Source organism: Pseudomonas sp. 1121_17, from assembly GCF_052850745.1.
In genome coordinates this window covers 207325-231573 of sequence record NZ_VXCX01000008.1, presented here as the reverse complement: position 1 = coordinate 231573, position 24249 = coordinate 207325, and the positions used below count along the sequence as shown (strand labels likewise).

24 protein-coding genes and 1 pseudogene are annotated in these 24249 nt (G+C 63.3%); 18 read left to right on the top strand and 7 right to left on the bottom strand.

Going from position 1 to position 24249, the window contains the following annotated elements:
- Positions 1-207: 207 nt before the first annotated feature.
- Entirely contained in the window at positions 208-1701 is a 1494-nt protein-coding gene (locus FW789_RS16495) for a CoA-acylating methylmalonate-semialdehyde dehydrogenase (protein ID WP_411562231.1), read from the bottom strand.
- 69 nt (positions 1702-1770) lie between these two features.
- A complete protein-coding gene (locus tag FW789_RS16490) occupies positions 1771-3117 on the bottom strand; it encodes an aspartate aminotransferase family protein (protein WP_103435945.1) in 1347 nt (448 codons plus the stop codon).
- A 119-nt stretch (positions 3118-3236) separates the two neighbouring features.
- Between FW789_RS16490 and FW789_RS16485 the strand changes: the two genes are divergently transcribed.
- From FW789_RS16485 to FW789_RS16460, 6 genes are all read left to right on the top strand, one after another.
- Complete coding sequence (locus tag FW789_RS16485) at positions 3237-4154, top strand: LysR family transcriptional regulator (protein WP_103435944.1); 918 nt, start codon at positions 3237-3239, stop codon at positions 4152-4154.
- Positions 4155-4226: 72 nt separating this feature from the next.
- Entirely contained in the window at positions 4227-4889 is a 663-nt protein-coding gene (locus FW789_RS16480) for a TetR/AcrR family transcriptional regulator (protein WP_103435943.1), read from the top strand.
- 9 nt (positions 4890-4898) lie between these two features.
- Positions 4899-5480, top strand: a complete 582-nt coding sequence (locus FW789_RS16475) for an IMPACT family protein (protein ID WP_446431763.1) — start codon at positions 4899-4901, stop codon at positions 5478-5480.
- Between the two features lie 410 nt (positions 5481-5890).
- A complete protein-coding gene (locus FW789_RS16470) occupies positions 5891-6577 on the top strand; it encodes an SDR family oxidoreductase (protein ID WP_103435941.1) in 687 nt (228 codons plus the stop codon).
- A gap of 120 nt (positions 6578-6697) precedes the next feature.
- Positions 6698-8053: an 8-oxoguanine deaminase gene (locus tag FW789_RS16465; RefSeq protein ID WP_101316166.1), complete on the top strand. Its 1356-nt coding sequence runs from the start codon at positions 6698-6700 to the stop codon at positions 8051-8053.
- 80 nt (positions 8054-8133) lie between these two features.
- Positions 8134-9081, top strand: a complete 948-nt coding sequence (locus tag FW789_RS16460) for an adenosine deaminase (protein ID WP_103435940.1) — start codon at positions 8134-8136, stop codon at positions 9079-9081.
- Positions 9082-9102: 21 nt separating this feature from the next.
- Here FW789_RS16460 and FW789_RS16455 read toward each other — a convergent pair whose 3' ends face one another.
- A complete protein-coding gene (locus FW789_RS16455) occupies positions 9103-9819 on the bottom strand; it encodes an ArsR/SmtB family transcription factor (RefSeq protein WP_103435939.1) in 717 nt (238 codons plus the stop codon).
- A 521-nt stretch (positions 9820-10340) separates the two neighbouring features.
- On the opposite strand from FW789_RS16455, the gene FW789_RS16450 reads away from it, so the two are divergent.
- The gene (locus FW789_RS16450; protein ID WP_103435938.1) at positions 10341-10538 is read left to right on the top strand and encodes a hypothetical protein; all 198 of its coding nucleotides are present in this window, start codon (positions 10341-10343) and stop codon (positions 10536-10538) included.
- On the opposite strand, the gene FW789_RS16445 is transcribed toward FW789_RS16450, so the two are convergent.
- Both FW789_RS16445 and FW789_RS16440 read right to left on the bottom strand, forming a co-directional pair.
- On the bottom strand, positions 10489-11670 hold the full coding sequence (locus tag FW789_RS16445; protein ID WP_446431762.1) for a multidrug effflux MFS transporter: 1182 nt from the start codon (positions 11668-11670) through the stop codon (positions 10489-10491). The two genes, FW789_RS16450 and FW789_RS16445, sit on opposite strands and share 50 nt — an antisense overlap.
- Before the next feature lie 151 nt (positions 11671-11821).
- Entirely contained in the window at positions 11822-12019 is a 198-nt protein-coding gene (locus FW789_RS16440) for a cation transporter (RefSeq protein WP_207073793.1), read from the bottom strand.
- A gap of 145 nt (positions 12020-12164) precedes the next feature.
- Between FW789_RS16440 and FW789_RS16435 the strand changes: the two genes are divergently transcribed.
- The 5 genes and pseudogenes from FW789_RS16435 (at position 12165) to FW789_RS16415 (ending at position 17323) form a co-directional block, all read left to right on the top strand.
- Positions 12165-12551: a hypothetical protein gene (locus FW789_RS16435; protein WP_186700552.1), complete on the top strand. Its 387-nt coding sequence runs from the start codon at positions 12165-12167 to the stop codon at positions 12549-12551.
- Between the two features lie 52 nt (positions 12552-12603).
- A complete protein-coding gene (locus FW789_RS16430) occupies positions 12604-14802 on the top strand; it encodes a heavy metal translocating P-type ATPase (RefSeq protein ID WP_207073792.1) in 2199 nt (732 codons plus the stop codon).
- Positions 14799-15203, top strand: coding sequence for a Cu(I)-responsive transcriptional regulator (gene cueR / locus FW789_RS16425; RefSeq protein WP_101316150.1), 405 nt, complete (start codon positions 14799-14801; stop codon positions 15201-15203). The genes FW789_RS16430 and cueR overlap by 4 nt, the downstream gene beginning before the upstream one ends.
- A gap of 176 nt (positions 15204-15379) precedes the next feature.
- Positions 15380-16465 (top strand): annotated as a pseudogene (locus FW789_RS16420) (cache domain-containing protein); the annotation flags it as partial.
- 90 nt (positions 16466-16555) lie between these two features.
- On the top strand, positions 16556-17323 hold the full coding sequence (locus tag FW789_RS16415; protein ID WP_371411600.1) for a methyl-accepting chemotaxis protein: 768 nt from the start codon (positions 16556-16558) through the stop codon (positions 17321-17323).
- Positions 17324-17358: 35 nt separating this feature from the next.
- On the opposite strand, the gene FW789_RS16410 is transcribed toward FW789_RS16415, so the two are convergent.
- Both FW789_RS16410 and FW789_RS16405 read right to left on the bottom strand, forming a co-directional pair.
- A complete protein-coding gene (locus FW789_RS16410; RefSeq protein ID WP_181107361.1) occupies positions 17359-18150 on the bottom strand; it encodes an AraC family transcriptional regulator in 792 nt (263 codons plus the stop codon).
- Between the two features lie 64 nt (positions 18151-18214).
- Positions 18215-19492 carry an acetyl-CoA C-acetyltransferase gene (locus FW789_RS16405; protein WP_446431761.1) on the bottom strand — a complete coding sequence of 426 codons (1278 nt, stop codon included), beginning with the start codon at positions 19490-19492 and terminating at the stop codon, positions 18215-18217.
- A gap of 117 nt (positions 19493-19609) precedes the next feature.
- Between FW789_RS16405 and FW789_RS16400 the strand changes: the two genes are divergently transcribed.
- The 6 genes from FW789_RS16400 to FW789_RS16375 are packed head-to-tail and all read left to right on the top strand — an operon-like array spanning position 19610 to position 24185.
- Entirely contained in the window at positions 19610-20962 is a 1353-nt protein-coding gene (locus FW789_RS16400) for a 3-oxoacyl-ACP reductase (RefSeq protein WP_186700560.1), read from the top strand.
- 2 nt (positions 20963-20964) lie between these two features.
- The gene (locus tag FW789_RS16395) at positions 20965-21828 is read left to right on the top strand and encodes a MaoC family dehydratase (RefSeq protein ID WP_446431760.1); all 864 of its coding nucleotides are present in this window, start codon (positions 20965-20967) and stop codon (positions 21826-21828) included.
- Between the two features lie 60 nt (positions 21829-21888).
- A complete protein-coding gene (locus tag FW789_RS16390) occupies positions 21889-22194 on the top strand; it encodes a MazG-like family protein (RefSeq protein ID WP_103435930.1) in 306 nt (101 codons plus the stop codon).
- Positions 22191-22940 carry a methyltransferase domain-containing protein gene (locus FW789_RS16385; protein WP_150571465.1) on the top strand — a complete coding sequence of 250 codons (750 nt, stop codon included), beginning with the start codon at positions 22191-22193 and terminating at the stop codon, positions 22938-22940. Before FW789_RS16390 ends, FW789_RS16385 begins: the two co-directional genes overlap by 4 nt.
- 22 nt (positions 22941-22962) lie before the next feature.
- Positions 22963-23595, top strand: a complete 633-nt coding sequence (locus tag FW789_RS16380) for a DUF4136 domain-containing protein (RefSeq protein WP_150571464.1) — start codon at positions 22963-22965, stop codon at positions 23593-23595.
- A gap of 20 nt (positions 23596-23615) precedes the next feature.
- Positions 23616-24185, top strand: coding sequence for a DUF4136 domain-containing protein (locus FW789_RS16375; RefSeq protein WP_103435927.1), 570 nt, complete (start codon positions 23616-23618; stop codon positions 24183-24185).
- The last annotated feature ends 64 nt before the right edge of the window (positions 24186-24249 follow it).

The window sequence follows — 24249 nt, the reverse complement described above, 5'->3', positions numbered from 1 at the left end:
GCGTCGCTGAAACTTCTAACTCTTTGAAACTCAAGGAGTTTTCCGCTCAAGCTACGCTGGAAGTGGGGCGCATTATAAGCGCTTACAGAAACCCGTCAACCGTTATTTCGTAATTGCATAACATTAAGCAAAAGCGGCCCTACGGGCTCACAAAGCACAAACAAAACGGGGAGGCCCAAAGGCCTCCCCGCTCATACCCTGCCCCGGTTACAAGCTCGGGAAGGCAAACTGCGATGCTTCATGACTCTTGCGCTGCGGCCAGCGCTGAGTAATGGCTTTACGACGGGTATAGAAGCGCACACCGTCCGGGCCATAGGCATGCAGGTCGCCAAACAGCGAACGCTTCCAGCCGCCGAAGCTGTGATATGCAACAGGTACCGGCAGCGGCACGTTGACACCGACCATGCCCACTTCGATCTCGTCGCAGAACAGCCGAGCCGCTTCGCCGTCACGGGTAAATATGCAGGTGCCGTTGCCATACTCGTGATCGTTGATCAGCTGCATGGCCTGCTCCAGGCTGTCGACGCGCACTACACACAGCACCGGGCCGAAGATCTCTTCTTTATAGATGCGCATTTCTGGCGAGACATTGTCGAACAGCGTGCCGCCGACAAAGTAGCCATCCTCGCAGCCTGCAACACGCAGGTCACGACCATCGACCACCAGCTTGGCACCCGAGGCAACGCCGTCATCTATATAGCCAAGTACCTTGTCGCGCGCCGCAGCAGTTACCAGCGGCCCCATGTCCAGGCCACAAGAAGTGCCAGCACCGATCTTCAGCGCGCGGATCTGCGGTTCAAGCTTGGCGATCAGCGCATCCGCTGCCTGGTCACCCACGCATACTGCGACGGAAATGGCCATGCAGCGCTCGCCGCAAGAACCATACGCCGCGCCCATCAGCGCGCTGACCGCGTTATCCAGGTCGGCATCCGGCATCACCACCGCATGGTTCTTGGCGCCGCCCAGAGCCTGTACACGTTTGCCGCGCTTGGTGCCTTCGGCATAGATGTATTCGGCAATCGGCGTCGAGCCAACAAAACTCAGGGCTTTCACCTCTGGCGCTTCGATCAGCGCATCGACCGCTTCCTTGTCACCATGCACCACGTTGAGGATGCCCTTGGGCAGGCCAGCTTCGAGCAGCAGCTGGGCGATATACAGCGTCGAGCTTGGATCACGCTCGGACGGCTTGAGGATAAACGCGTTGCCACAGGCGATCGCCAGCGGGTACATCCACAGCGGGACCATCGCCGGGAAGTTGAACGGGGTGATACCGGCAACCACGCCCAATGGCTGGAAGTCCGACCAGGCATCGATGTTCGGGCCGACGTTGCGGCTGTACTCGCCTTTGAGCACTTCCGGGGCGGCACAAGCGAACTCGACGTTCTCGATACCGCGCTTGAGTTCGCCGGCAGCGTCTTCCAGGGTCTTGCCATGCTCTTCGCTGATCATCTGCGCAATCTTGGCTTCATTCTGCTCAAGCAACTGCTTGAAGCGGAACATCACCTGGGCGCGCTTGGCCGGCGGGGTGTTGCGCCAGGCCGGGAAGGCCGCCTTGGCCGCGTCGATCGCCTCTTGCACGGTGGCACGGCTGGCCAGTTCGACCTTGCGTACTGCCTGGCCAGTAGACGGGTTGAAGACATCGGCGGTGCGCTCGCCCTTGGAAACCAGTTCGCCGTTGATCAGGTGCTGAACAATGCTCATGCATAACTCCAGAAACAGGAAGGAAGGATCAGGCGTGCCTGTGCACGCCTGCCGTCAAAATCAGGCAGATCAATCGATCTGGTTAAGGGTCTCGCCCACCGCGTCGAACAGGCGGTCGAGTTCCTGCGGCTGGGTGTTGAAGGTCGGGCCGAACTGCAGGGTGTCGCCGCCGTAGCGCACGTAGAAGCCTTTTTGCCACAGCTTCATCGCCACTTCGTAAGGACGCACGATGGCATCGCCGTCACGTGCCGCGATCTGGATCGCGCCGGCCAGGCCGTAGTTACGGATGTCGACGATATTCTTGGTGCCTTTGACGCCGTGCAGCAGGTTCTCGAAGTGCGGCGCCAGCTCAGCGGCCGACTGCACCAGGTTCTCTTTCTGCAGCAGGTCCAGCGCCGCGATGCCGGCAGCGCACGCCACCGGGTGCGCCGAGTAGGTGTAGCCGTGGGGGAATTCCACAGCGTACTCAGGCGTCGGCTGATTCATGAAGGTGTGGTAGATCTCGCTGCTGGCAACCACTGCACCGAGCGGGATGGCGCCGTTGGTGACTTGCTTGGCGATGCACATCAAGTCCGGGGTGACGCCGAACGCTTCGGCACCGGTCATGGCGCCCATGCGGCCGAAACCGGTGATCACTTCGTCGAAGATCAGCAGAATATTGTGCTGGGTGCAGATTTCACGCAGGCGCTTGAGGTACCCCTTCGGCGGCGGCAATACACCCGCCGAGCCAGCCAGCGGCTCGACGATCACCGCAGCGATATTGGAGGCATCGTGCAGCTCGATCAGCTTGAGCATCTCGTCGGCCAGGGCGATCCCGCCCTCTTCCGGCAAGCCCTTGGTGAAGGCGTTGACCGGCAGCACGGTGTGCGGCAAGTGGTCGACATCGAGCAGCTGACCAAACATCTTGCGGTTGCCGTTGACGCCACCCAGGCTGGTACCGGCGATGTTCACCCCATGATAGCCACGGGCGCGACCGATCATCTTGGTCTTGGTCGCCTGGCCTTTCAGGCGCCAGTAGGCACGCACCATTTTCAGCGCGGTATCGGCGCACTCGGAGCCGGAGTTGGTAAAGAACACGTGATTCAGATCACCCGGGGTCAGCTGGGTAATCTTTTCAGCCAGCTGGAACGACAGCGGATGGCCGTACTGGAATGCCGGGGAGTAGTCGAGCACGCCAACCTGGCGCGCGACCGCTTCGCTGATTTCCTTGCGGGTATGCCCGGCACCGCAAGTCCACAGCCCAGACAGGGCATCGAAGATGCGCCGGCCCTTGTCGTCGACCAGATAGTTGCCATCGGCGGCAACGATCAGGCGCGGATCGCGCTGGAAATTACGGTTGGCGGTGTACGGCATCCAGTGCGCGTCCAGCTTGAGCTGGCTAGCGATACCGGAAGGCGCGGTTTCGGGCATGTTCATCGGGCGGTTCCTCGGCAAACGAATAGGCAACGATGGATGTTGTTGCAGCTAAATTGGCACGGAGATAAAGTCTAGAAAAGCCTACTTTTCAAATCTTCAGTTAGCAGTGGACTAAACTAATGAGCCGACGCCCCGATCCACTCGCGCAAGTCAGCGATTTTGACATCCGCCTGCTCAAGATCTACCGCAGTGTGGTCGAGTGCGGCGGTTTTTCGGCAGCGGAGAACGTGCTGGGCATCGGCCGCTCGGCGATCAGCCAGCAAATGAGCGACCTTGAGCAGCGCCTCGGCCTGCGCCTGTGCCAACGCGGCCGCGCCGGTTTTTCGCTGACCGAAGAAGGCCGCGACGTGTACCACTCGGCGCTGCAACTGCTGAGCGCCATCGAGACCTTTCGTACCGAGGTCAACGGCTTGCACCAACACCTGCGCGGCGAGCTTAATATCGGCCTGACCGACAACCTGGTGACACTGCCGCACATGCGCATCACCCATGCCCTGGCCGAGCTCAAGGACCGCGGCCCGGACGTGCGCATCCAGATCCGCATGATCGCCCCCAGCCAGGTCGAACAAGGCGTGCTCGATGGCAGCCTGCATGTTGGCGTGGTGCCGCAGGCCAGCCCGCTGTCGGGCCTGGAGTACCAGCCGCTGTACAGCGAGCGTTCGTTGCTCTACTGCGCCGTTGGCCACCCGCTGTTCTATGCCGACGACCACAAGATCGACGATGAGCGGCTCAACAGTCAGGATGCGATCGCGCCGACCTTCCGCCTGCCCGGTGAAATCCAGGCGCACTATCAGGCGCTGCACTGCACGGCGAGTGCGTCCGACCGCGAGGGCATGGCGTTCTTGATCCTGACCGGGCGTTACATCGGCTACCTGCCCGATCATTACGCCAGCACCTGGGTACAACAAGGCCGCCTGCGGGCCCTGAAACCTGCGCAGCGCCATTACGACCTGAGCCTGAATTGGGTGACACGCAAAGGCCGGCGGCCAAACCTGGTACTGGAAAGCTTCCTTGAAAGCCTTGCTGCCACACGCTAAAGGCTTGTCACTTCGGCACAGGCAGGTAATCTGTCGGACAATCCCGTTGCCTCAGCCCGTTCGGAACCGTCCATGACCCTAGAAGTCCCAGCGCATCGCCTCTCCGCCTCGGGCAAGCCCGCCGGCCGCATTCGCCAAAAGAACGAGCAGGCGATCATCCAGGCCGCCGAAGACGAGTTTGCCCGCCACGGTTTCAAGGGCACCAGCATGAATACCATCGCGCTCAAGGCCGGCTTGCCCAAGGCCAACCTGCACTACTACTTCACCAACAAGCTCGGCCTGTATATCGCCGTGCTGAGCAACATCATCGAGCTGTGGGACAGCACCTTCAACGCCCTGAGCGTTGATGATGACCCTGGCCAGGCGCTGAGCCAGTACCTGCGCACCAAGATGGAGTTCTCGCGGCGCAACCCGCAGGCCTCACGGATCTTCGCCATGGAAGTAATCAGCGGTGGTCAGTGTCTGACCGAATACTTCAGCGCCGATTACCGTGAGTGGTTCCGCGGCCGTGCCGCTGTGTTCCAGGCCTGGATCGACGCCGGCAAGATGGATCCGGTCGACCCGGTGCACTTGATCTTCCTGCTCTGGGGCAGCACCCAGCACTACGCCGACTTCGCCACTCAGATCTGCCAGGTTACCGGCCGCAGCCGCCTGACCAAGCAGGACATGGAAGACGCCAGTAACAATCTTATCCACATCATTCTCAAAGGTTGCGGCATCCAACTGCCCGCCTGACCCGGACTTATGCCATCTACCCTGCTCGACCTCTGCGAGTTTCGCGAAGAGATCCGCAAGAGCCGCTTCATCACCCTCGCCGGCCCGATCAACAGCCCTGCCGAAGCGCAGAGTTTCATCGAGCGCCACAGCGACCTCGCCGCCACCCACAACTGCTGGGCCTGGAAAATCGGCGGGCAATACCGCAGCAATGACGACGGCGAACCCGGCGGCACCGCCGGCCGGCCGATCCTCGCCGCGATCGAGGCGCAGGACTGCGATCAGGTGGTGGTACTGGTGATCCGCTGGTACGGCGGTATCCAGATAGGCACCGGCGGCCTCGCCCGCGCCTATGGCGGCGGCGCCAACAAATGCCTGCAACAGGCGCCCAAGCGTCTGTTGGTGCAGCGCAGCGAATACACCTGCAGCTGCAGTTTCAGCGAATTGGCCTTGGTCAAACTGCGTCTGGCTGACGTTGACGGGCTGGTCCTGGATGAACAGTTCACTGCCAATGGTGTAGATCTGCGGCTGGCTATCGGGCCCAGCCATCTGCCGGCACTGCAGCAGCAACTGGCCGACCTGAGCCGCGGCAGAATTGTCCTCAGCGCGTAACGCTGAAACATTACTCACAACTACTGTGCGCCTGCCTGTGGATAAGCTTGGGGCAGTCCGACCCAGGCCACGAATTACAAGGCGCGCAGAGCATTGATCATATTTTGATCACAGTTTCGTCACAGCGCTGAAAAGCTCCGCATTACAGTAAGTTATCCCCAGCCTGCAATGACAATACGCCCGCCGGCAGGCAAAACCTGGCCCGCCCGCTTGCGCACAAATACTGTGGAGCAGCCTGTGGATAAACCGTTAGCCACTGGCTCCGGCCCTGACGGCGCAAGGCCCGCAGCCTGCTGATCATTTTTTGCACAACCGTGCATCGGCTGCCACACGCTGGCAAACTGCAGCGACTACGCTGGCAGCTCTGGTGATGGCTGCCCGGCACGCGCTACCTCTGAAGGAGTACAGGAATGACCGCAACCAAGACCGCCCTGATCATTGGCGCCTCACGAGGCCTGGGCCTTGGCCTGGTGCAGCGCCTGCACGAAGATGGCTGGAAGGTAATCGCCACCGTACGCGACAAGGCCAACCCGGGCGACCTGGGCAGCATTGTCGGCGTGCACATCGAAACGCTCGAGATCAACAACACCGCCCAACTCGACAGCCTCAAGCAGCGCCTGCATGGCGAGACGCTGGATCTGCTGTTCGTCAACGCTGGCGTCATGGGGCCACTGCCGCAGGATCTGGAAGCGGTCAGCGAAGAGCAGATCGGCGCCTTGTTCATGACCAATGCCGTGGCGCCGATCCGAATCGCCCGCCGCCTGGCCGGGCAACTGCGCGAAGGCAGCGGCGTGCTGGCCTTCATGAGTTCGGTACTGGGTAGCGTGAGCATCCCTGATGGCGGCGAGATTCCGTTGTACAAGGCCAGCAAGGCCGCCTTGAACTCGATGATCAACAGCTACGTCGGCGAACTGCAGCGCCCCGACCTCGCCGTGCTGGCCATGCACCCGGGCTGGGTGAAAACTGCAATGGGCGGAGAAAACGCTGAAATCGACGTGTTCACCAGTACCAGCGGCATGCTCAAGCAGATCAAGGCGCACAGCGGCAATGGCGGCCTGCGCTTCATCAATTACAAGGGCGAACCATTGGTCTGGTGAATTGAAAGCTGCGGGGCGAGGCAGTAGACTCGACGCCTCGCCCCCGCGGCGAACCTGGATCAGCAGACAGGGCAAAACTGAGCTGGCTTACCTGAACCCACTTTCAGAGGAGCCGGCACCATGCCTGCGACCCGTACCTGGTTGAAATCCCCCCTTGCCATCTTCACCGCCAACGACAGCGACGCGCGCGGCGGGCTGGTTATCGAAGACGGCAAAATCGTGCAACTGCTGGCCCTGGGCGAAAGCCCTAGCATCCCTTGCTCACAGGTGTTCGACGCCCGCGAGCACGTGATCCTGCCTGGTCTGATCAACACCCATCATCACTTCTATCAAACCCTGACCCGCGCCTGGGCGCCGGTGGTCAATCAGCCGCTGTTCCCCTGGCTGAAGACTTTATATCCGGTCTGGGCACGCCTGACTCCGGCCAAGCTCGAGCTGGCCAGTAAAGTGGCCTTGGCCGAGCTGCTGCTGTCGGGCTGCACCACCGCCGCCGACCACCACTACCTGTTCCCGCAGGGCCTGGACAACGCCATTGATGTACAGGTCGAAGCAGTCCGCGGGCTGGGCATGCGCGCCATGCTGACCCGCGGCTCGATGAGCCTGGGCGAAGACGACGGGGGCCTGCCACCGCAGCAGACCGTGCAACAGGGCGAGGTGATCCTGGCCGACAGCCAGCGACTTATCCACAGCTACCACGAACGTGGCGAAGGCGCGCAGATCCAGATCGCCCTGGCGCCCTGCTCACCGTTCTCGGTAACCCCGGAAATCATGCGCGCCAGTGCCGAATTGGCCGCAGAGTTGGACGTGCGCCTGCACACCCACCTGGCCGAAACCCTTGATGAAGAGGAGTTCTGCCTGCAGCGCTTTGGCCTGCGTACCGTGGATTACCTGGACAGCGTCGGCTGGCTGGGCCCGCGCACCTGGCTGGCGCACGGCATCCACTTCAACCCCGACGAAATCGCCCGCCTCGGCGCTGCCGGTACCGGCATCTGCCATTGCCCAAGCTCGAATATGCGTCTTGCTTCGGGGATTGCACCCACGGTGGATCTGGAAGCTGCCGGCGCCACGGTTGGCCTCGGCGTCGATGGTTCGGCCTCCAACGATGCCTCGAACATGATCCTCGAAGCGCGTCAGGCGCTGTATCTGCAACGGCTGCGGTATGGCGCCGAACAGATCACCCCGGAGCGCGCCCTGGGCTGGGCCACCCGTGGCTCGGCGCACTTGCTGGGGCGCAGCGACATTGGCCAGCTGGCGGTTGGCAAACAGGCTGACCTGGCCCTGTTCAAGCTCGACGAGCTGCGCTTCTCTGGCAGCCATGATCCGCTGTCGGCACTGCTGCTGTGCGGCGCCGACCGTGCCGATCGGGTCATGATCGGCGGCAAATGGCGCGTGATTGACGGCCAAATCGAAGGCCTCGACGTCAAAGGCCTGATCGCCGACCACCGCCAGGCCGCAGCGCAGCTGATCGCCGGTTGATATGCGCAGGCCAGGCCGGGCGCATTGCCCGGCCTGGCCCTGTAGAATGGCGACAACCGTTCCTGATCGAGATCACACACATGTACGACTGGCTGAACGCCTTGCCCAAGGCGGAACTGCACATGCACCTGGAAGGCTCGCTCGAGCCCGAGCTGCTGTTCGCCCTGGCCGAACGCAACAAGATCGCCCTGCCCTGGGCGGATGTAGAAACCCTGCGCGGCGCCTATGCCTTCAACAACCTGCAGGAGTTTCTCGACCTCTATTACCAGGGCGCCGATGTCCTGCGTACCGAGCAGGACTTCTACGACCTGACCTGGGCCTACCTGCAACGCTGCAAGGCGCAGAACGTTATTCACACCGAACCGTTCTTCGACCCGCAGACCCACACTGACCGGGGCATCCCCTTCGAAGTGGTCATGGCCGGCCTGAGCAAAGCACTGAAGGATGGCCGTGAGCAACTGGGCATCAGCAGCGGGCTGATCCTCAGCTTCCTGCGCCACCTCAGCGAAGAAGAAGCGCAAAAAACCCTAGACCAGGCGCTGCCGTTCCGCGATGCATTCATTGCCGTGGGCCTCGACAGCTCGGAGAAAGGCCATCCGCCGAGCAAGTTCCAGCGCGTATTCGAGCGCGCCCGCAGCGAAGGCTTTGACGCAGTAGCCCACGCCGGCGAAGAAGGCCCGCCCGAGTACATATGGGAAGCCCTCGACCTGCTCAAGATCAAGCGCATCGACCATGGTGTACGCGCCATCGAAGATGAGCGGCTGATGCAGCGCATCATCGATGAGCAGATCCCGCTGACGGTGTGCCCGCTATCCAATACCAAACTCTGTGTATTCGAACACATGGGCCAGCACAACATCCTCGAGATGCTCGAGCGTGGCGTCAAAGTCACGGTCAACTCCGACGACCCGGCCTACTTCGGCGGTTATGTCACCGAGAACTTCCACGCGCTACACACCCACCTGGGCATGACCGAAGATCAAGCTCGGCGCCTGGCGCAGAACAGCCTGGACGCTCGCCTGGCCTGACCGGCAACGGTCGCCGGCAGCTCAACCGACCAGCAAGGACGGCTCTGCGCGAGCGATACGATTGATCTGCTGGATACCCAGCGGTGATATCTGCAGCCCGCGCGCACCGTCCTGTTCCTGCAGCCAGCCCGACTGCAGGAACAACGTCAGCAAGGCCTGCCCCAGGCTTCCGCCCAGATGCGGCCCCTGATCGCTCCACTCATTGCAGTGACAGATCACACAGTTGCTCAGGGGCCGCTGTGCCAAGGCCTCGATGTACACGCCGACATTGGCCAACTGCGTGCGACCTGCAAAACTTACCCGCAGCTCACCGTCGTACCCCTCCAGCCAGCCGGCAGTGACCATTCGTTGCAGCAATTCAGCCGCCAGCTCACCGCCCATATGCCCATTGCACAGGCGCGCACGGCGCATCGACAGCGGCACCTGCAGCGGTTTGACCTGAGTTACCCGCGGGCGCAACTCATTCAGATGCAGGCTGGCCAACGCCTCGATCGCCGCCCCCACAGCAGGCGTCGCCAGACGGAAATAGCGTTTGCGGCCACGGGCTTCCAGCCGCAGCAAGCCTGCCGAGGAGAGCAGGGACAAATGCGCACACGCTGAAGACGAACTCACGCCGGTCATCACCGCCAGCTCGTCGGCAGGGCGGGGCGTGCCATCGATCAACGCCCACAACATGGCGCTGCGCTTGGGATCGGCCATCAGGCTGGCGATCTGGCTGATACTGCTGACTGCTTTCATAAGGTAACTCCCTGCTGAATCATGTCTGGGTCCATTGGCCAAACACGCCAGCGCGCCGACCTGCTTACGGTCTTGGCATAGCATTCCCTGGCAGGGAAGTCCCTCTCGCTGACGCTGGCTGCTGGGGCCAGTATAAGCCGGGCAAAGTCCCGCGATAGCGCTTCCCGGTTCCTCTACAGACGGGACAAGGCGGTGGGTGGGGCGACCCTCGACGCATTCCCCAGCAGGGCAGACCTGGCCGGCCAGAACCACCCAGCAGGCGCGAGCCTGTCTGGCCAAGGCCAAAAGCGCCCTTAACGCGAGATGAAAAGAGAAATATCCTCAGACGCTGCCGACATCGCCTTTCCGCAAATATGGCAAACAGAAGCGAAGGATCCACTGGGATTGCGCCTCAGCACAACTAGACAGGGCTTGTGGGAAAGGTCCACAGGCTACCGTCAGTCCGGAGCGAGCCAAGGATTGGTGGCGCCTGGGGGCAGTAGCGCTAGACTGAATCGGCACCTGTTCTGTGGAGGTATGCGATGAAGATCGTCGTCAGTAGATCTGACCGTCACCCCAACTGCCCGTGGCAGGTTCGGCTCGACCAGCACGTGGTGAGCTTTCGCAGTGAGAGTGAAGCGCGGGCCTTTGTCGCAACACTGCAGAAGCGCCTGCAGGCCCCTCACTCGTTCAGCCTTGACGCCTGGCCTGCAAGCGCCGAGTCAGCGTCGCGACACTGACCACCAGAGCCCCGCACAGGCTGATCACCATGGCCATTGGTACCGCACTGCCATCATGCAGCAAGCTGACCAGCGCCGCCGAGCCAGCGGCAACGCTGAACTGCAGGCAGCCCATCAATGCCGACGCGCTGCCTGCGCGTTGGCCCTGACCGCTCATGGCCAACGCCGAGGCGTTGGGGATGATGCAGCCCAGGCTGGCGATGCACACGAACAACGGCAACAACAGGGGCCACAATTGCGTCGGCCGCAACGCCGCCACGCCGAGCAGGGTCAGCGCCGCCGCCAGGTACAACCACACTGCTCGCCCCAGCAATACTGCCGGGCCGCGCTTGGCCAACAAGCGTGCATTGACCTGTGCAATCAGAATGAAACCCGCTGCGTTGGCACCGAACAGCCAGCCGTAATGCTCTGTCGGTACCCCGTACAGCTTGATGAACACGAACGGCGAGCCGGCGATGTAGGCAAACATGCCGGCAATGGCGGTGCCGCCAGTCAACGCGTGGCCGATAAACACTCGGTCAGCAAACAGCCGCAGGTATTGGCGAAACGCCCCTGACAGCGGCTGGCGCGGCATATCCGCCGGCATGCTCTCGGGCAAGCCGAAGCTGATCGCCAGCAGGCAGCCTGCGCTGAACAGGCTCAAGGCCAGGAAGATCGACTGCCAGCCAGCCAGGTTGACCAATACCCCGCCAAGCATTGGCGCAAGAATCGGCGCCAGGCCCATCACCAGCATCAATTGCGAGAAGACCTTGGCCGAGGCAACCGGGTCGCACTTGTCGCTGACAATCGCCCGTGACAGCACCATCCCCGCGCAGCCACCCAAGGCCTGGACGAAGCGCGCGACAATCAATGTATCCAGATTGGGCGCATAAGCGCAGGCCAGTGAGGCCAGGGTGAACAAGGTCACCCCGAACAGCAGCGGGATGCGCCGACCAAAGCGATCGGCTACCGGGCCGTAGGCCAACTGGCCCAGCGAAAGGCCAAGGAAGTACGCAGCCAGGGTAGTCTGGATGTGTTTTTCGTCAGTCAGAAAGGCCTGGGCCATGGCCGGGAATGCTGGCAGGTAAAAGTCGATCGCCAGCGGCCCGAACGCACTCAAGGCGCCGAGAATCAGCACGTAACGCAGGTTCATCAGGAATCCATTAGCAGGCTAAGCAAGCTGCCAAGTCTAACTGCAAAGGCGGATTCTGGCGAAAACCTTTGTGACAATTCCCTGCCCAGAAGCGGCACCGGTGACATTCAGCAGCATGCTCGATCACCGCCACCGCAACACTCCAGCGTCGTCAGGCCGATTGCGCCTCGTAGCCTTCCTCACGAATGGCGGCAAGAATCTGCTCGCTGGACAACTGGCTGTCGACAGTCACTTGCCTGGCAGCCAGATCCACCTTCACCTCGGCCTTGGCATCCTGCCCCTGTACTGCCGCAGTCACTGCTTTGACACAGTGGCCACAGGTCATGCCTTGTACATTGAATACTTGCATTGGTCAGTCTCCTTCGTGGGTTTGCCACAGTTTCAAGCTTGCCATCGGGTCAAGGTCAAGTTATGCCGTCATCGGCCGGACTGGCAATCCGCGCCTGGCTCAGCCAAGCTGCGCCTTTGACGGTTTATGAAGCAGGAGATTGTTCATGATCAGGCCAGCACTGAGCCTTGTCGGCTTGCTCGCCGCTTTGACCGTGGTGCCTGCGGCCAGCGCCGCTGGCAACTCGGACTACAGCGTGCTGATTATTTCGCGCGAGCGGCTCGAGGTGGCGACCACCTGCGAGATCGGCGTGTACCTCAATGACCAGCTGTCCGGGCGCGTGTTCCAGGAACAATCGACCTCGTTCAACCTGCCGCCCGGCCCGGTGGATATCCGCTTGCGCCTGTTACCGGGGCAAGCCCCCGGTTGCAACCCTGGCCTGGAGAACCAGCACAATCAGCGCCTGACCCTGCAGGCCGGACAGATCAACAAGTATCGCATCGCCATGGACCACAGCGGCCTGCACCTGACCCGAGCCAGCCTGGACTATTGACCTTGCCCCTGTGGCAGGGTTGATGCTGCAGGCCTGTCCAAGGAGGCCAGCCATGTCTGCATCTACTGTTTTTGACCTGCCCATCAGCGGCATGACCTGCGCCAGCTGCGCCGGGCGTGTCGAGCGCGCCCTGCGCAAGGTGCCCGGCGCGGCGCAGGTGAGCGTCAACCTGGCAACCGAGACCGCCCGTGTCGAAGCTCCAGCGCAAGCCCTGCCTGCGCTGGTCGAGGCTGTACGTCAGGCCGGCTACGAGGCATCCATGCCGGATGCCGCTGCTCCCGACCCTGATGATGCCCAGCGCCATTTGCGCAATGAGCGCCTGGCCGTGACCGCTGCGGTGCTGCTGGCGCTGCCACTGGTGTTGCCGATGCTCCTGCAGCCGTTCGGCGTGCACTGGATGCTGCCGGCTTGGGCGCAGTTTGCCTTGGCTACGCCGGTGCAGTTCATCCTCGGTGCACGTTTTTACAGAGCGGCCTGGAAAGCCGTGCGCGCAGCCGCCGGCAACATGGACCTGCTGGTTGCGCTCGGCACCAGTGCCGGTTACGGCCTGAGCCTGTATCAATGGGCCAATGCTCCGCTAGGGGTAGAGCCGCACCTGTACTTCGAGGCCTCGGCAGTGGTCATCGCCCTGGTGCTGCTCGGCAAATACCTCGAAAGCCGCGCCAAACGCCAGACCGCCAGCGCCATCCGCGCCCTCGAGGCGCTGCGCCCGGAGCGCGCCCTGCGCGTGCTCGATGGGCGTGAGGAGGATGTGCCGATCAGCCAACTGCGCCTGCACGACCTGGTCCGGGTCAAACCCGGCGAGCGCTTCCCGGTCGACGGCGAAGTCATCGAAGGCAGCAGCCACGCCGACGAGGCGCTGATCAGCGGCGAGAGCCTGCCGGTACCCAAGCACCCCGGCGACCCGGTCACCGGCGGCGCCATCAATGGCGAAGGCCAATTGCTGGTGCGCACCCTGGCACTCGGCACCGAAACGGTACTCGCGAGGATCATTCGCCTGGTCGAGGATGCCCAGGCGGCCAAGGCGCCGATTCAGAAACTGGTCGACCGGGTCAGCCAGGTGTTCGTCCCGGCGGTGCTGGTGATCGCTCTGATTACCCTGCTCGGCTGGTGGTGGTATGGCGCACCGCTGGAAACCGCCTTGATCAACGCCGTCGCCGTACTGGTAATTGCCTGCCCATGTGCGCTTGGCCTGGCGACGCCTGCAGCGATCATGGCCGGCACTGGCGTGGCCGCCCGCCACGGCATTCTGATCAAGGATGCCGAAGCGCTGGAGCGCGCCCACGCCGTCAACCGCGTGGTGTTCGACAAGACCGGTACGCTGACCTCAGGCAGCCCGCGCATTGTCCACAGCCTGGCCGCAGTTGCCGATGAAGCGCAACTGTTGCGTCTGGCCGGGGCACTGCAACAGGGCAGTGAGCACCCGCTGGCCAAAGCGGTACTCAGCGCCTGCAGCGAACACGGCCTGGACGTGCCGTCCGTCAGCGACAGCCAGTCACTGACCGGGCGCGGCATCGCCGGCGTGGTCGAGCAACGCCAGTTGGCCCTCGGCAACCGGCGTTTGCTTGAAGACAGCCAGCTGCAACCCGGCGAGCTTGCAGGCAAAGCGCACGCTTGGGAAGCAGAAGGCCGCACCTTGTCATGGCTGATCGAACGGGCGCCGCAGCCGCAGGTGCTCGGCCTGCTGGCCTTTGGCGACAGCCTCAAGCCCGGTGCCGCAGAGGCCGTGCGCAGTCTGCGCGCGCGTGGCGTCAGCAGCCACCTGCTGACCGGCGACAACCGCGGCAGTGCCAAGGTGGTTGCCGACGCGCTGGGCATCGAGGATGTCTACGCCGAAGTACTCCCGGCCGACAAAGCCGCTACCGTGGCCGTGCTCAAACGCGACGGCGTGGTGGCCATGGTCGGTGACGGCATCAACGACGCCCCGGCCCTGGCTGCCGCCGACATCGGTATCGCCATGGGCGGTGGCACCGATGTCGCCATGCAGGCCGCCGGCATTACTCTGATGCGCGGTGACCCGCGGCTGGTGCCGGCAGCCCTGGAAATCAGCCGCAAGACCTACGCCAAGATCCGCCAGAACCTGTTCTGGGCCTTCATCTACAACCTGGTCGGCATACCGTTGGCCGCGTTTGGCCTGCTCAACCCGGTTCTGGCAGGCGCGGCCATGGCCCTGTCGAGCGTCAGCGTCGTGAGCAATGCGCTGTGGCTGAAAACCTGGAAACCCGACAACGATCAGCAGGAGGCACCATGAATATCGGCCAGGCTGCCCGCCTCAGCGGGCTGAGCAGCAAGATGATCCGTTATTACGAGTCGATCGGCCTGCTCAAACCGGCGCAACGCAGCGACAGCGGCTATCGTCTCTACCAACAGCAGGACCTGCACAGCCTGGCCTTCATCAAGCGCTCACGCGATCTTGGCTTTTCTCTGGAGGAAGTCGCCAGGCTGCTGACTCTGTGGCAAGACCGTGAACGCGCCAGCGCCGATGTCAAAGCCCTGGCCAACGAGCACATCGCTGCGCTGAACACGCGCATCGAAGAGCTGGTCAGCCTGCGTGACACTCTCAGCCAGCTGGTTGCCGATTGCCACGGCGATGACCGCCCCGACTGCCCGATCCTCAAGGATCTGGCCAGCGGCAAAGCCTGTTGTAGCTAAGAGCACGCTGCCCTGCCCAGTTTTGGTATGCCGTATTAGCCCAATCACGACCGAATCGTCGCCAAATGCGACGTCGGCCAATAAATACAGGGATTTGACCTCTATAAATCACCCACGCTGCCGATGCCCTGAAGTGCCTGTTTCATGCGTCGATAAAAAATACTCCGGGAGCGTGGATGAACATCAAACAAAAACTGACTTGGGCGTTTGCGGTGATTGCCGGCTTGCCCATCGTCCTCGTAGCTACCCTGGTAGTGGTCAACCTGCGCGGCGAGGCCCGCGATGATTTTCTCGACAACAGCAGCCGAGAGATTCGCCAGGTCAGCAATGCGATGAACATCTTCTTCCAGGGCATCGACCAGAACGTCAACTACATGGCCGCGCAGCCAATGGTTGCCGCCACCGGCAGCGAGCTGAACAAGTACACCAGCGCCAACCCGTCCTACACCCTGGGCGAGCAAGACGCCAAGGTGCTCGACTTCTTCACCCGCCTGGCCGACGCCCACCCGGCATACGCCTACCTCTCCTACGGGGTCGCCGACGGCGGCTACGTCGGCTGGCCGGCCGGGCAGAAGTTCGTCAATTACGATCCGCGCCAGCGCCCTTGGTACCAATTGGCGATGGCCAACCCCGGCAAGACCATCCGCACCGGCGCCTACTACTGGGCCGCCGATGATGCCGTGCTGGTCAGCACCGTGCGTACGGTAACCAACCAGCTGGGCAACCCCGGCGGTGTGGTCAACATCGACGTCTCGCTGAACGGCCTCACCGAAATCGTCAAGAAGATCAAGCTGGGCGAAAGCGGCTACCTGATCCTCATGGAAAACAACGGCAACGTGATGGTCGACCCACGCGACGCCAGCCACAACTTCAAGCAACTGAGCAGCTTTGGCGGCGGCTACGCCGAGCTGGCCAAGGCCGGCAAGGGTTTGGTTGAAGTCGAGATCAATGGCGAGCGCTACATGGCCAACATCTACCCGGATGAAACCCTCGGTTGGACCTTCATTGGCCTGATCCAGGAAGGCGAAGTGATGCAGACCACCACCCGCCTGACCTGGCTGATCGGCACCATTGCGCTGGTCCTGGCCGCGTTGTTCGCAATCGTCGGTGCCGCGTTCGCCAAGCTCATCGTGCGCCCGATCAACAGCGTCAGCAGCGGCCTGGAAGACATCGCCCAAGGCGAAGGCGACCTGACCCGCAGCCTGGAAGTCCGCGGCCGCGACGAAACCGCGCAACTGGCCGGCTGGTTCAACCAGTTCCTCGGCGCGATTCGTAGCCTGATCCAGCATATCGGCGCTGCCGCTGGCAAGATTCTCAGCACCTCCAGCAGCTCGACGCGCGTCTCCAACGACATGGCCGAAGCGGCCGGGCGTCAGCGCGAAGCAGTGGACATGGTGTCTACCGCCTTCCACGAAATGGTCGCCACCGCCAACGAAGTCGCCCGTTCCTGCAGCCAGGCAGCGCAGTCGGCCGACAGCGGCCAGCAGCAGGCGCGCGAAGGTCAACAGCAGATCGACGCCGCGGTGCAGAGCGTTGATCGCCTGAGCCAGGAGATCGAGCAATCAGCCCAGTCGATCCAGCAACTGGAGCGTGACAGCAACGCGATCCAGTCGATTCTGGGCACCATCCGCTCGATTGCCGAGCAGACCAACCTGCTCGCCCTCAACGCCGCCATCGAAGCCGCCCGGGCCGGCGAGCAAGGCCGCGGCTTTGCTGTGGTAGCCGACGAAGTCCGCGCGCTGGCCAAGCGCACGGCCGACTCCACCGCCGAAATCGACGGCCTGCTCGGCAACCTCGCCAGTCGCACCGCTGAAGTTGCCCAGCAGATGCACGCCAGCCTGGATGTCTCGCAGCAGTCGGTCAGCCGGATTGGCCTGGCCCGCGACAGCTTTGGCCAGATCCGTGAGTCGGTCGACGTGATCCGCGACATGAACACGCAGATCGCCACCGCCGCCGAAGAGCAGCATCAGGTCGCGGAAGACATCAACCGGCACATCAGCCAGATCCACGGTGATGCGCAGTTGGTGGCAGAACTGGCCCAGGCCGCGCGGCAGGACTCGGAGAGCCTGGCCGGCCTGTCGAACGAGCTGGACAGCCTGGTCCGCCGCTTCCGTACCTGATCAGCCGGCCCGCGCCTGCTCTTGGCCAACCGCCGTCAGAGCAGGCGCAGCTCGCCTGGGGTCACGCCGAACATCTGCTTGAACGCGGCGATGTAAGCTGAGGTTGAGTCATAGCCACAGCCCAGCGCCGCTTCGGTGACACTCTCTCCGGCTTCCAGCAACGCCAGGGATGACAGCAGCCGCATGCGCTGACGCCATACCCGAAAGCTCAGGCCGGTCTCGCGCTGCAACAGGCGCATCACGGTCTTCTCCGAACAGCCCAACTGCAGCGCCCAGTCTTGCAGGGTCTGCGCCTGATCCGGCGCGGCAATCAACTGGTTGCACAAGCGCAGCAGACCCGGATGCCGCGGCAGCGGCAAACTGAAGCCGACTTCCGGCAGCCCGCGTAACTGATCGAGCAGCACCGCAACCAAGCGCGCCTCTGCGCTATCTTCCTCTGGATAATGCGCAGGCAGCAGGCAGAACTGCTTGATCAGCTCGCGCGCCAGGGGCGTGACCTCAAGTACCCGGCATTGCTCGCTGGCCCACGGGCAGGCATCGCGGCGCACATACAGGCTGCGCATTTCGGCTTGCATCGAGGTGGCGACATCGTGCTCGAGGTCAGCCGGGATCCACACGCCCCACTGCGGCGGGGCGAAGTAGCTGCCGTCGCTGGTATAGACGCTCAAGACTCCACTGATGGCGTAGGAAAACTGCACCCAGTCATGCCGATGGCGAGTGGTCCATGAGCCGGCGCCGAGGCTCTCGGCGCGGGCATAGACGGGGCGTGGCAGGCGCTCCAGCGTAGGGATGGGGCGCGGGGCAGTCAGTTGTCCGTTGCTCGGCATGGCGTCGATCTAGTTGTTCTGATCAGACAAGCCTAACAGGTTTGCCCGAGCAGCCAGCCCAGGCTCAACGCTCGACGATCATGGTCACGCCCTGCCCGCCCGCCGCGCAGATCGAAATCAAACCGCGGCCCTTGCCGGCCGTTGCCAGAAGCTTGGCCATGTTCGCCAGCACCCGACCACCGGTCGCGGCAAACGGATGCCCCGCTGCCAGCGAACTGCCTTTGACGTTCAACTTGCTGCGGTCGATTGGCCCCAGCGCTGCATCCAGCCCCAGCCGCGTGCGGCAATACTCGTCATCTTCCCAGGCTTTGAGCGTGCACAGCACCTGGGCGGCAAACGCCTCGTGGATTTCGTAGTAGTCAAAGTCCTGCAAGCTCAGGCCATTGCGCGCCAGTAGACGCGGCACCGCATACACCGGCGCCATCAGCAGGCCTTCCTGACCTTTGACGAAGTCCACCGCCGCGCTCTCGCCATCGACCACATAGGCCAGCACCGACAGGCCTTGCTCGGCTGCCCATTGCTCGCTGCCCAGCAGCACCAGCGAGGCGCCGTCGGTCAACGGCGTCGAGTTGCCGGCAGTGAGCGTGCCGAGGCCGCTGCGATCGAACGCAGGCTTCAATTTGGCCAACTGGTCCAGGTTCAGCTCCGGACGCAGATTGTTGTCGCGGCTCAAGCCCAGGTAGGGCGTGAGCAAGTCATCGTGCCAGCCCTCGGCGTAAGCTGCAGCCAGCTTCTGGTGGCTGTGCAGAGCCAATTCGTCCTGGGCCTCGCGGCTGATCTGCCAGGTCTGCGCCATGCGCTCGCAATGCTCACCCATCGACAACCCAGTACGCGGCTCGCCAATGCTCGGCAAGGCCGGTTTGAGGTCGGCCGGGCGCAATTGCAGAAACGGTTTCAGGCGCTCGGCCAGATTTTTGCCACGCCCGGCCTGCAGGAGAATTCGCCGCAAGCCTTCACTGACCGCGATCGGCGCATCCGAGGTGGTGTCGACGCCACCGGCAATGCCACTGTCGATCTGCCCAAGGGCAATCTTGTTGGCCACCAACAAAGCAGCCTCAAGGCCGGTACCACAGGCCTGCTGAATATCGTAGGCCGGAGTTTGCGCCGACAAGCGTGAGCCGAGCACACATTCGCGGGTCAGGTTCATGTCGCGTGAATGCTTGAGCACCGCCCCGGCGACTACTTCACCCAGGCGCAGCCCGTGCAGACGGTAGCGCTCAAGCAGGCCTTCGAGGGCAGCGGTTAGCATCGCCTGGTTGCTGGCCTTGGCGTAGGCGCCATTGGAGCGGGCGAACGGGATTCGATTGCTGCCCAGAATTGCGACCCGGCGAGATGAACGCATGCGGTTATTCCTCCTGAAACAATTTGATCCGTACAGACTAGGTGTTTTTAACCCGGTCGAACGACCGTTACATAAACTTGGTCCACACTTGCATGCTTGCCTTACGGGAGACCCGCAATGACTGACCGCTACCTCGGCTTCGCCAACTCCAACCTGGGCCGTCGCCTGGTCGACGCCCTCGGCCTGCCGCAACCAGCACCGCTGGAGCGTTGGAGCGCTGGCCGCCTGCGCCCGGTCGAGGGCGCGCTGGTGTTGGGCGGCGGGCCGCTGGCCAATCGGGTCGAAACCATTGCCGCTCGGCTCACCGACGAACTCTACAGCTTTGCCGGCGATGGGCTGCAAGCGCAGCCTTGGGTAGCGGGCCTGGGGCCCAAGCTCAAGGCTGTGGTGTTCGACGCCAGCCATTTGTCCGACAGCGATCAGCTCTGCCAGTTGCGCGAGTTTTTCCAGCCGCTGCTGCGCAGCCTGGCGCCAAGTGCCCATGTCGTCATCCTAGGGCGCGCTCCGGAGAGCCTCAGCGATCCGCTGGCCAGCGTCGCCCAACGCGCGCTGGAAGGCTTCAGCCGCTCGCTGGGCAAAGAGCTGCGCAACGGCGCCACCGCGCAGTTGCTGTATGTCAGCGAAGAGGCCGACGAGCAGCTGGAAGGCGCATTGCGCTTCTTTCTGTCTCCCAAGAGCGCCTTTATTTCTGGCCAGGTGTTGCGCCTGCAAGGCTGCGCCAGCCAGGTACAGGACTGGACCCGCCCGCTGGCCGGGCGCCGCGCCTTGGTCACCGGCGCTGCCCGTGGGATCGGCGCGGCCATTGCGCAAACCCTCGCTCGAGATGGCGCCGAGGTGATCCTGCTCGACGTGCCGCAGGCCCGCCAGGACCTCGAAGCACTCGCGGCACGCCTGGGTGGCCGCGCACTGGCGCTGGATATCTGTGCCAGTGATGCCGCCGAGCAACTGCTGGCAGGCTTGCCCGAAGGTATCGACATCGTCGTGCACAACGCTGGCATCACCCGCGACAAGACCCTGGCCAACATGACCCCGGATTACTGGGACGCAGTCATGGCAGTCAACCTCAAGGCCCCGCAGGTGCTGACCCAGGCGCTGCTGGACGCCGGCGCGCTCGGCGACAACGCACGGATCATCCTGCTCGCCTCGGTCAGCGGCATCGCCGGCAACCGCGGCCAGTCCAACTACGCCGCCAGCAAGGCCGGCTTGATCGGCCTGGCCCAGGCCTGGGCACCTATCCTGGCCAGCCGGGGCGCCAGCATCAATGCCGTAGCACCCGGGTTTATTGAAACGCACATGACCGCATCGATGCCGATGGGCCTGCGCGAGGCTGGCCGGCGCCTGAGTTCGCTGGGCCAGGGCGGGCGCCCGGAAGACGTTGCCGAAGCGGTTGCCTGGCTCAGTCAGCCCGGTTCCGGCGCAGTCACCGGCCAGGCCCTGCGGGTATGTGGCCAGGCCTTGATGGGAGCATGAGCATGACGCGCCAATGGCAAGACCTGCACAGCCCCGATTCCAGCGCCAGCCTGTACTTACGGGCCTTGAGCAAACGCAAGATCAGCGGCGACCAGTTACCCACCAGCGGCTTGCGCTGCCGGTTGCGGGTGCAGCCTGACAATCTCACGGCCTATCGCCGGCTGTGTCACTTCACCGACAACGGCCGTTTGCCGGCCACCTATCCGCATGTAATGGCCTTTACCCTGCAACTGCAACTGCTGACTGCGGCAGACTTCCCCTTCCCGCTGCTGGGGCTGGTTCACCTGCACAACAGCATTCAGGTACAGCGCCCGCTCGGCGGCATCGACGGGCTGCACTTCGCGGTCTATGCCGACAACCTGCAGCCTCACCCCAAGGGCGGCACCTTCGAATTGATCACCGAAGCCGAAGACGGCCTCGGCCTGCTCTGGCGCGAAACCAGCCGCATGCTGGTGCGCGGCCTCAAGCTTGAAGCAGCGGCCAGTGAGCCGGTCGAGGCCGAGCCCGCCAGGGAGCTGGCCGAGGTCACCCGCTGGTACGCCGACAGCGATATCGGCCGGCGCTACGCCAAGGTCTGTGGCGACTACAACCCGATCCACCTGAGTGCGCCAACCGCCAAGCTGTTCGGCTTCCCCAAGGCGATCGCCCATGGCATGTGGAGCAAGGCCATGGCCATGGCTGCGCTGTCCGGGCACCTGCCGGCGGCCGGCTATGTGTTCGAAGTGGATTTTCTCAAGCCGGTGCGCTTGCCGTCGGAGGTAGTGCTCAGCGCCAGTGCTGCCGGCGCGCAAGGCGAGCTGCGCCTGGATGGCCACGCTGACCTGCTGCACATGCTGGGCCGCTGGCAGCCGATTGCGCCGAACTGATCGGCAAACTTGCTTTACGTCGGGGCTGGCCGGAAGCTATGCGCCATTAGGAGAGCCCCGATGAACTTGCAAGAACTGACCACACGTCTGCACCAGATCCGCGACAACAACGACTGGCGCGGCTTTCACAGTCCGAAAAACCTGGCCATGGCCGCCAGCGTGGAAATGGCCGAGCTGGTCGAAATCTTCCAGTGGCTGACCGAAGACCAGTCGCGCCAGCTGGCCCCCGAGCAACTCGCCCATGCCGGCCAAGAGGTCGGCGACGTGGTCCTCTATCTGCTGTTGCTGTGCAGCGAGCTAGGCCTGGACATGGAGCAGGTGGTGCGGGCCAAGCTGGCCGACAGCGAAAGGCGCTTCGCTCGATGAACGACCGTCATTTCGATCACCTGGCCACGCGCTTCGCAGAAAAAATCTACGGCGGTGCCAAAGGTGCCATCCGCTTGGCTGTGCTACAAGCCGACCTCGCCGAAGCCTTGCCCGATCGCCCGCTGCGTATTCTCGACATCGGCGCCGGCCTTGGCCACATGGCGCTGTGGCTGGCCGAGCGCGGGCATCAAGTGACCCTCGCCGAGCCGGCGGCACCGATGCTCGATGGCGCCAGGGCCCGCTTTGCCGAAGCCGGGCAGACCGCGACTTTCATCCAGGCCCCCTGGCAAGATCTGCTGGGCCAGTTAACCGAGCCTTATGACCTGGTGCTGTGCCATGCCGTGCTCGAGTGGTTGGCCGAACCCGAGACCATTCTGCCGGTGCTGCATCAACTGACGGCGCCGGGTGGCTGGCTGTCGCTGGCATTCTACAACCGCGATGCACTGGTTTACCGCAACCTGCTCAAGGGCCATTTCCGCAAGCTGCGCAGCAATCACCTGGCCGGCGAGAAGCAAAGCCTGACCCCGCAGAAGCCACTTGATCCGCGCGAACTGCGAGCGCAACTTGAAGGCCTGTGGGCGGTCGAAACTGAAAGCGGCGTCCGTGTGTTCCACGACTACATGCCCAAAGACTTCCAGGACAAGGCCGAGCTGCTCGACCTGCTCGAGATGGAGCTGGCTCACCGCCGCCACCCAAGCTTCGCCGGCCTGGGCCGCTACCTGCATTGGGTCTGCCGCCCGCTCTGACTGCACCGCGCCAGGAGGAACCATGCTCAACCGTCTCGTCTGCCTGGCCCTGCTTCCCTTCGCCCTGGCAGCGTGCCAGGGCAGCAACCCGTATGTGGCCAGCGGCAAGCCGATCCCGCCCGCCCCGGCCAGTGCCGCGACCACCTTTGATCGCAGCGCCTACCCAAGCGCGCCACGCGACTACGGCCGCTACCGCAGCTGGGGCTGGCGCAATGGTCAGTTGCCCAGCGGCACAGCCAACGCCGACCCCGCGCAACTGGCCGATGCCGTCAGCGGCGCGCTCGATCAACACGGGCTGCGTCCGGCGCACAATGGCCAGGCGGATCTGTTGGTCAGCGCTGACCTTCGCCTGGAGCGACGCCTGCGCCAGGTCCGGGATTACGACTACGATCCTTACTACGGTGGCGCACCGTATGGTGGCATCGGTTATGGCGGCTACCGCAACGGCTACGGCGCCTACGGCAGCGTGCCGATCGTGCGCACGTACCAGGTTGAGGTGATGGTGGTGCACATCGCCTTTTTCGATGCCCGTGACGGTCAGCCAGTGTGGAGCGCCAGCGCCGAAAGCGGCGCCGACAACGACTCGCCACGCGACCGCGAGAGCGCCCTGCGCGAATCCGTGCACAAGGCACTCAACGGCTATCCTCCCAGTTAACGCTTAACGGAGAAACCACCATGCTGCGCAGTCTCGTTGTGTTGTCCCTGGCGTTGCTGCTAGGCGCCTGTTCGAGCAATAACGTCCAGCAGGATTTCGACGCCAGTCGCGATTTTGCCGGCTATCGCACCTGGGCCTGGCAGGAGCCGGCCTTGCAATACCGTCCGGACGATCCACGGATCAAGAGCGACCTTACTGAACAGCGGATTCGCCAGGCGGTCGAGCAGCAGCTCGATCAACGCGGCTTGCGCCTGGCCCAGGGTAACGCTCGCGCAGACCTCAAGCTGCGCGCCTACCTGATCGTCGAGCAGCGCCAGCAGCAGATCACCACCAACTATGGCGGCGGCTGGGGCGGTTACTGGGGTGGCTATTGGGGCGGGCCGATGTACAACGAAACGCGCAATGTCGACTACAAGGTCGCGACCATTCAGGTCGACATGTTCGACGGCCGCGATGACAAGCTGGTCTGGCGCGGCAGCGCCGAGCAGATCATGAACCGCTACCCGCCAAGCCCGCAAGAGCGTAACCAAGCGATTCAGAAGACCGTCGACCAGGTCCTCAGCCAGTATCCACCAGGCCGCGCCAAATAGCCCTGAGCGCCACAGGTTCGCCTGTGGCGCATCACGCGCTGCCATCAAGGCAACTCGCCATCAC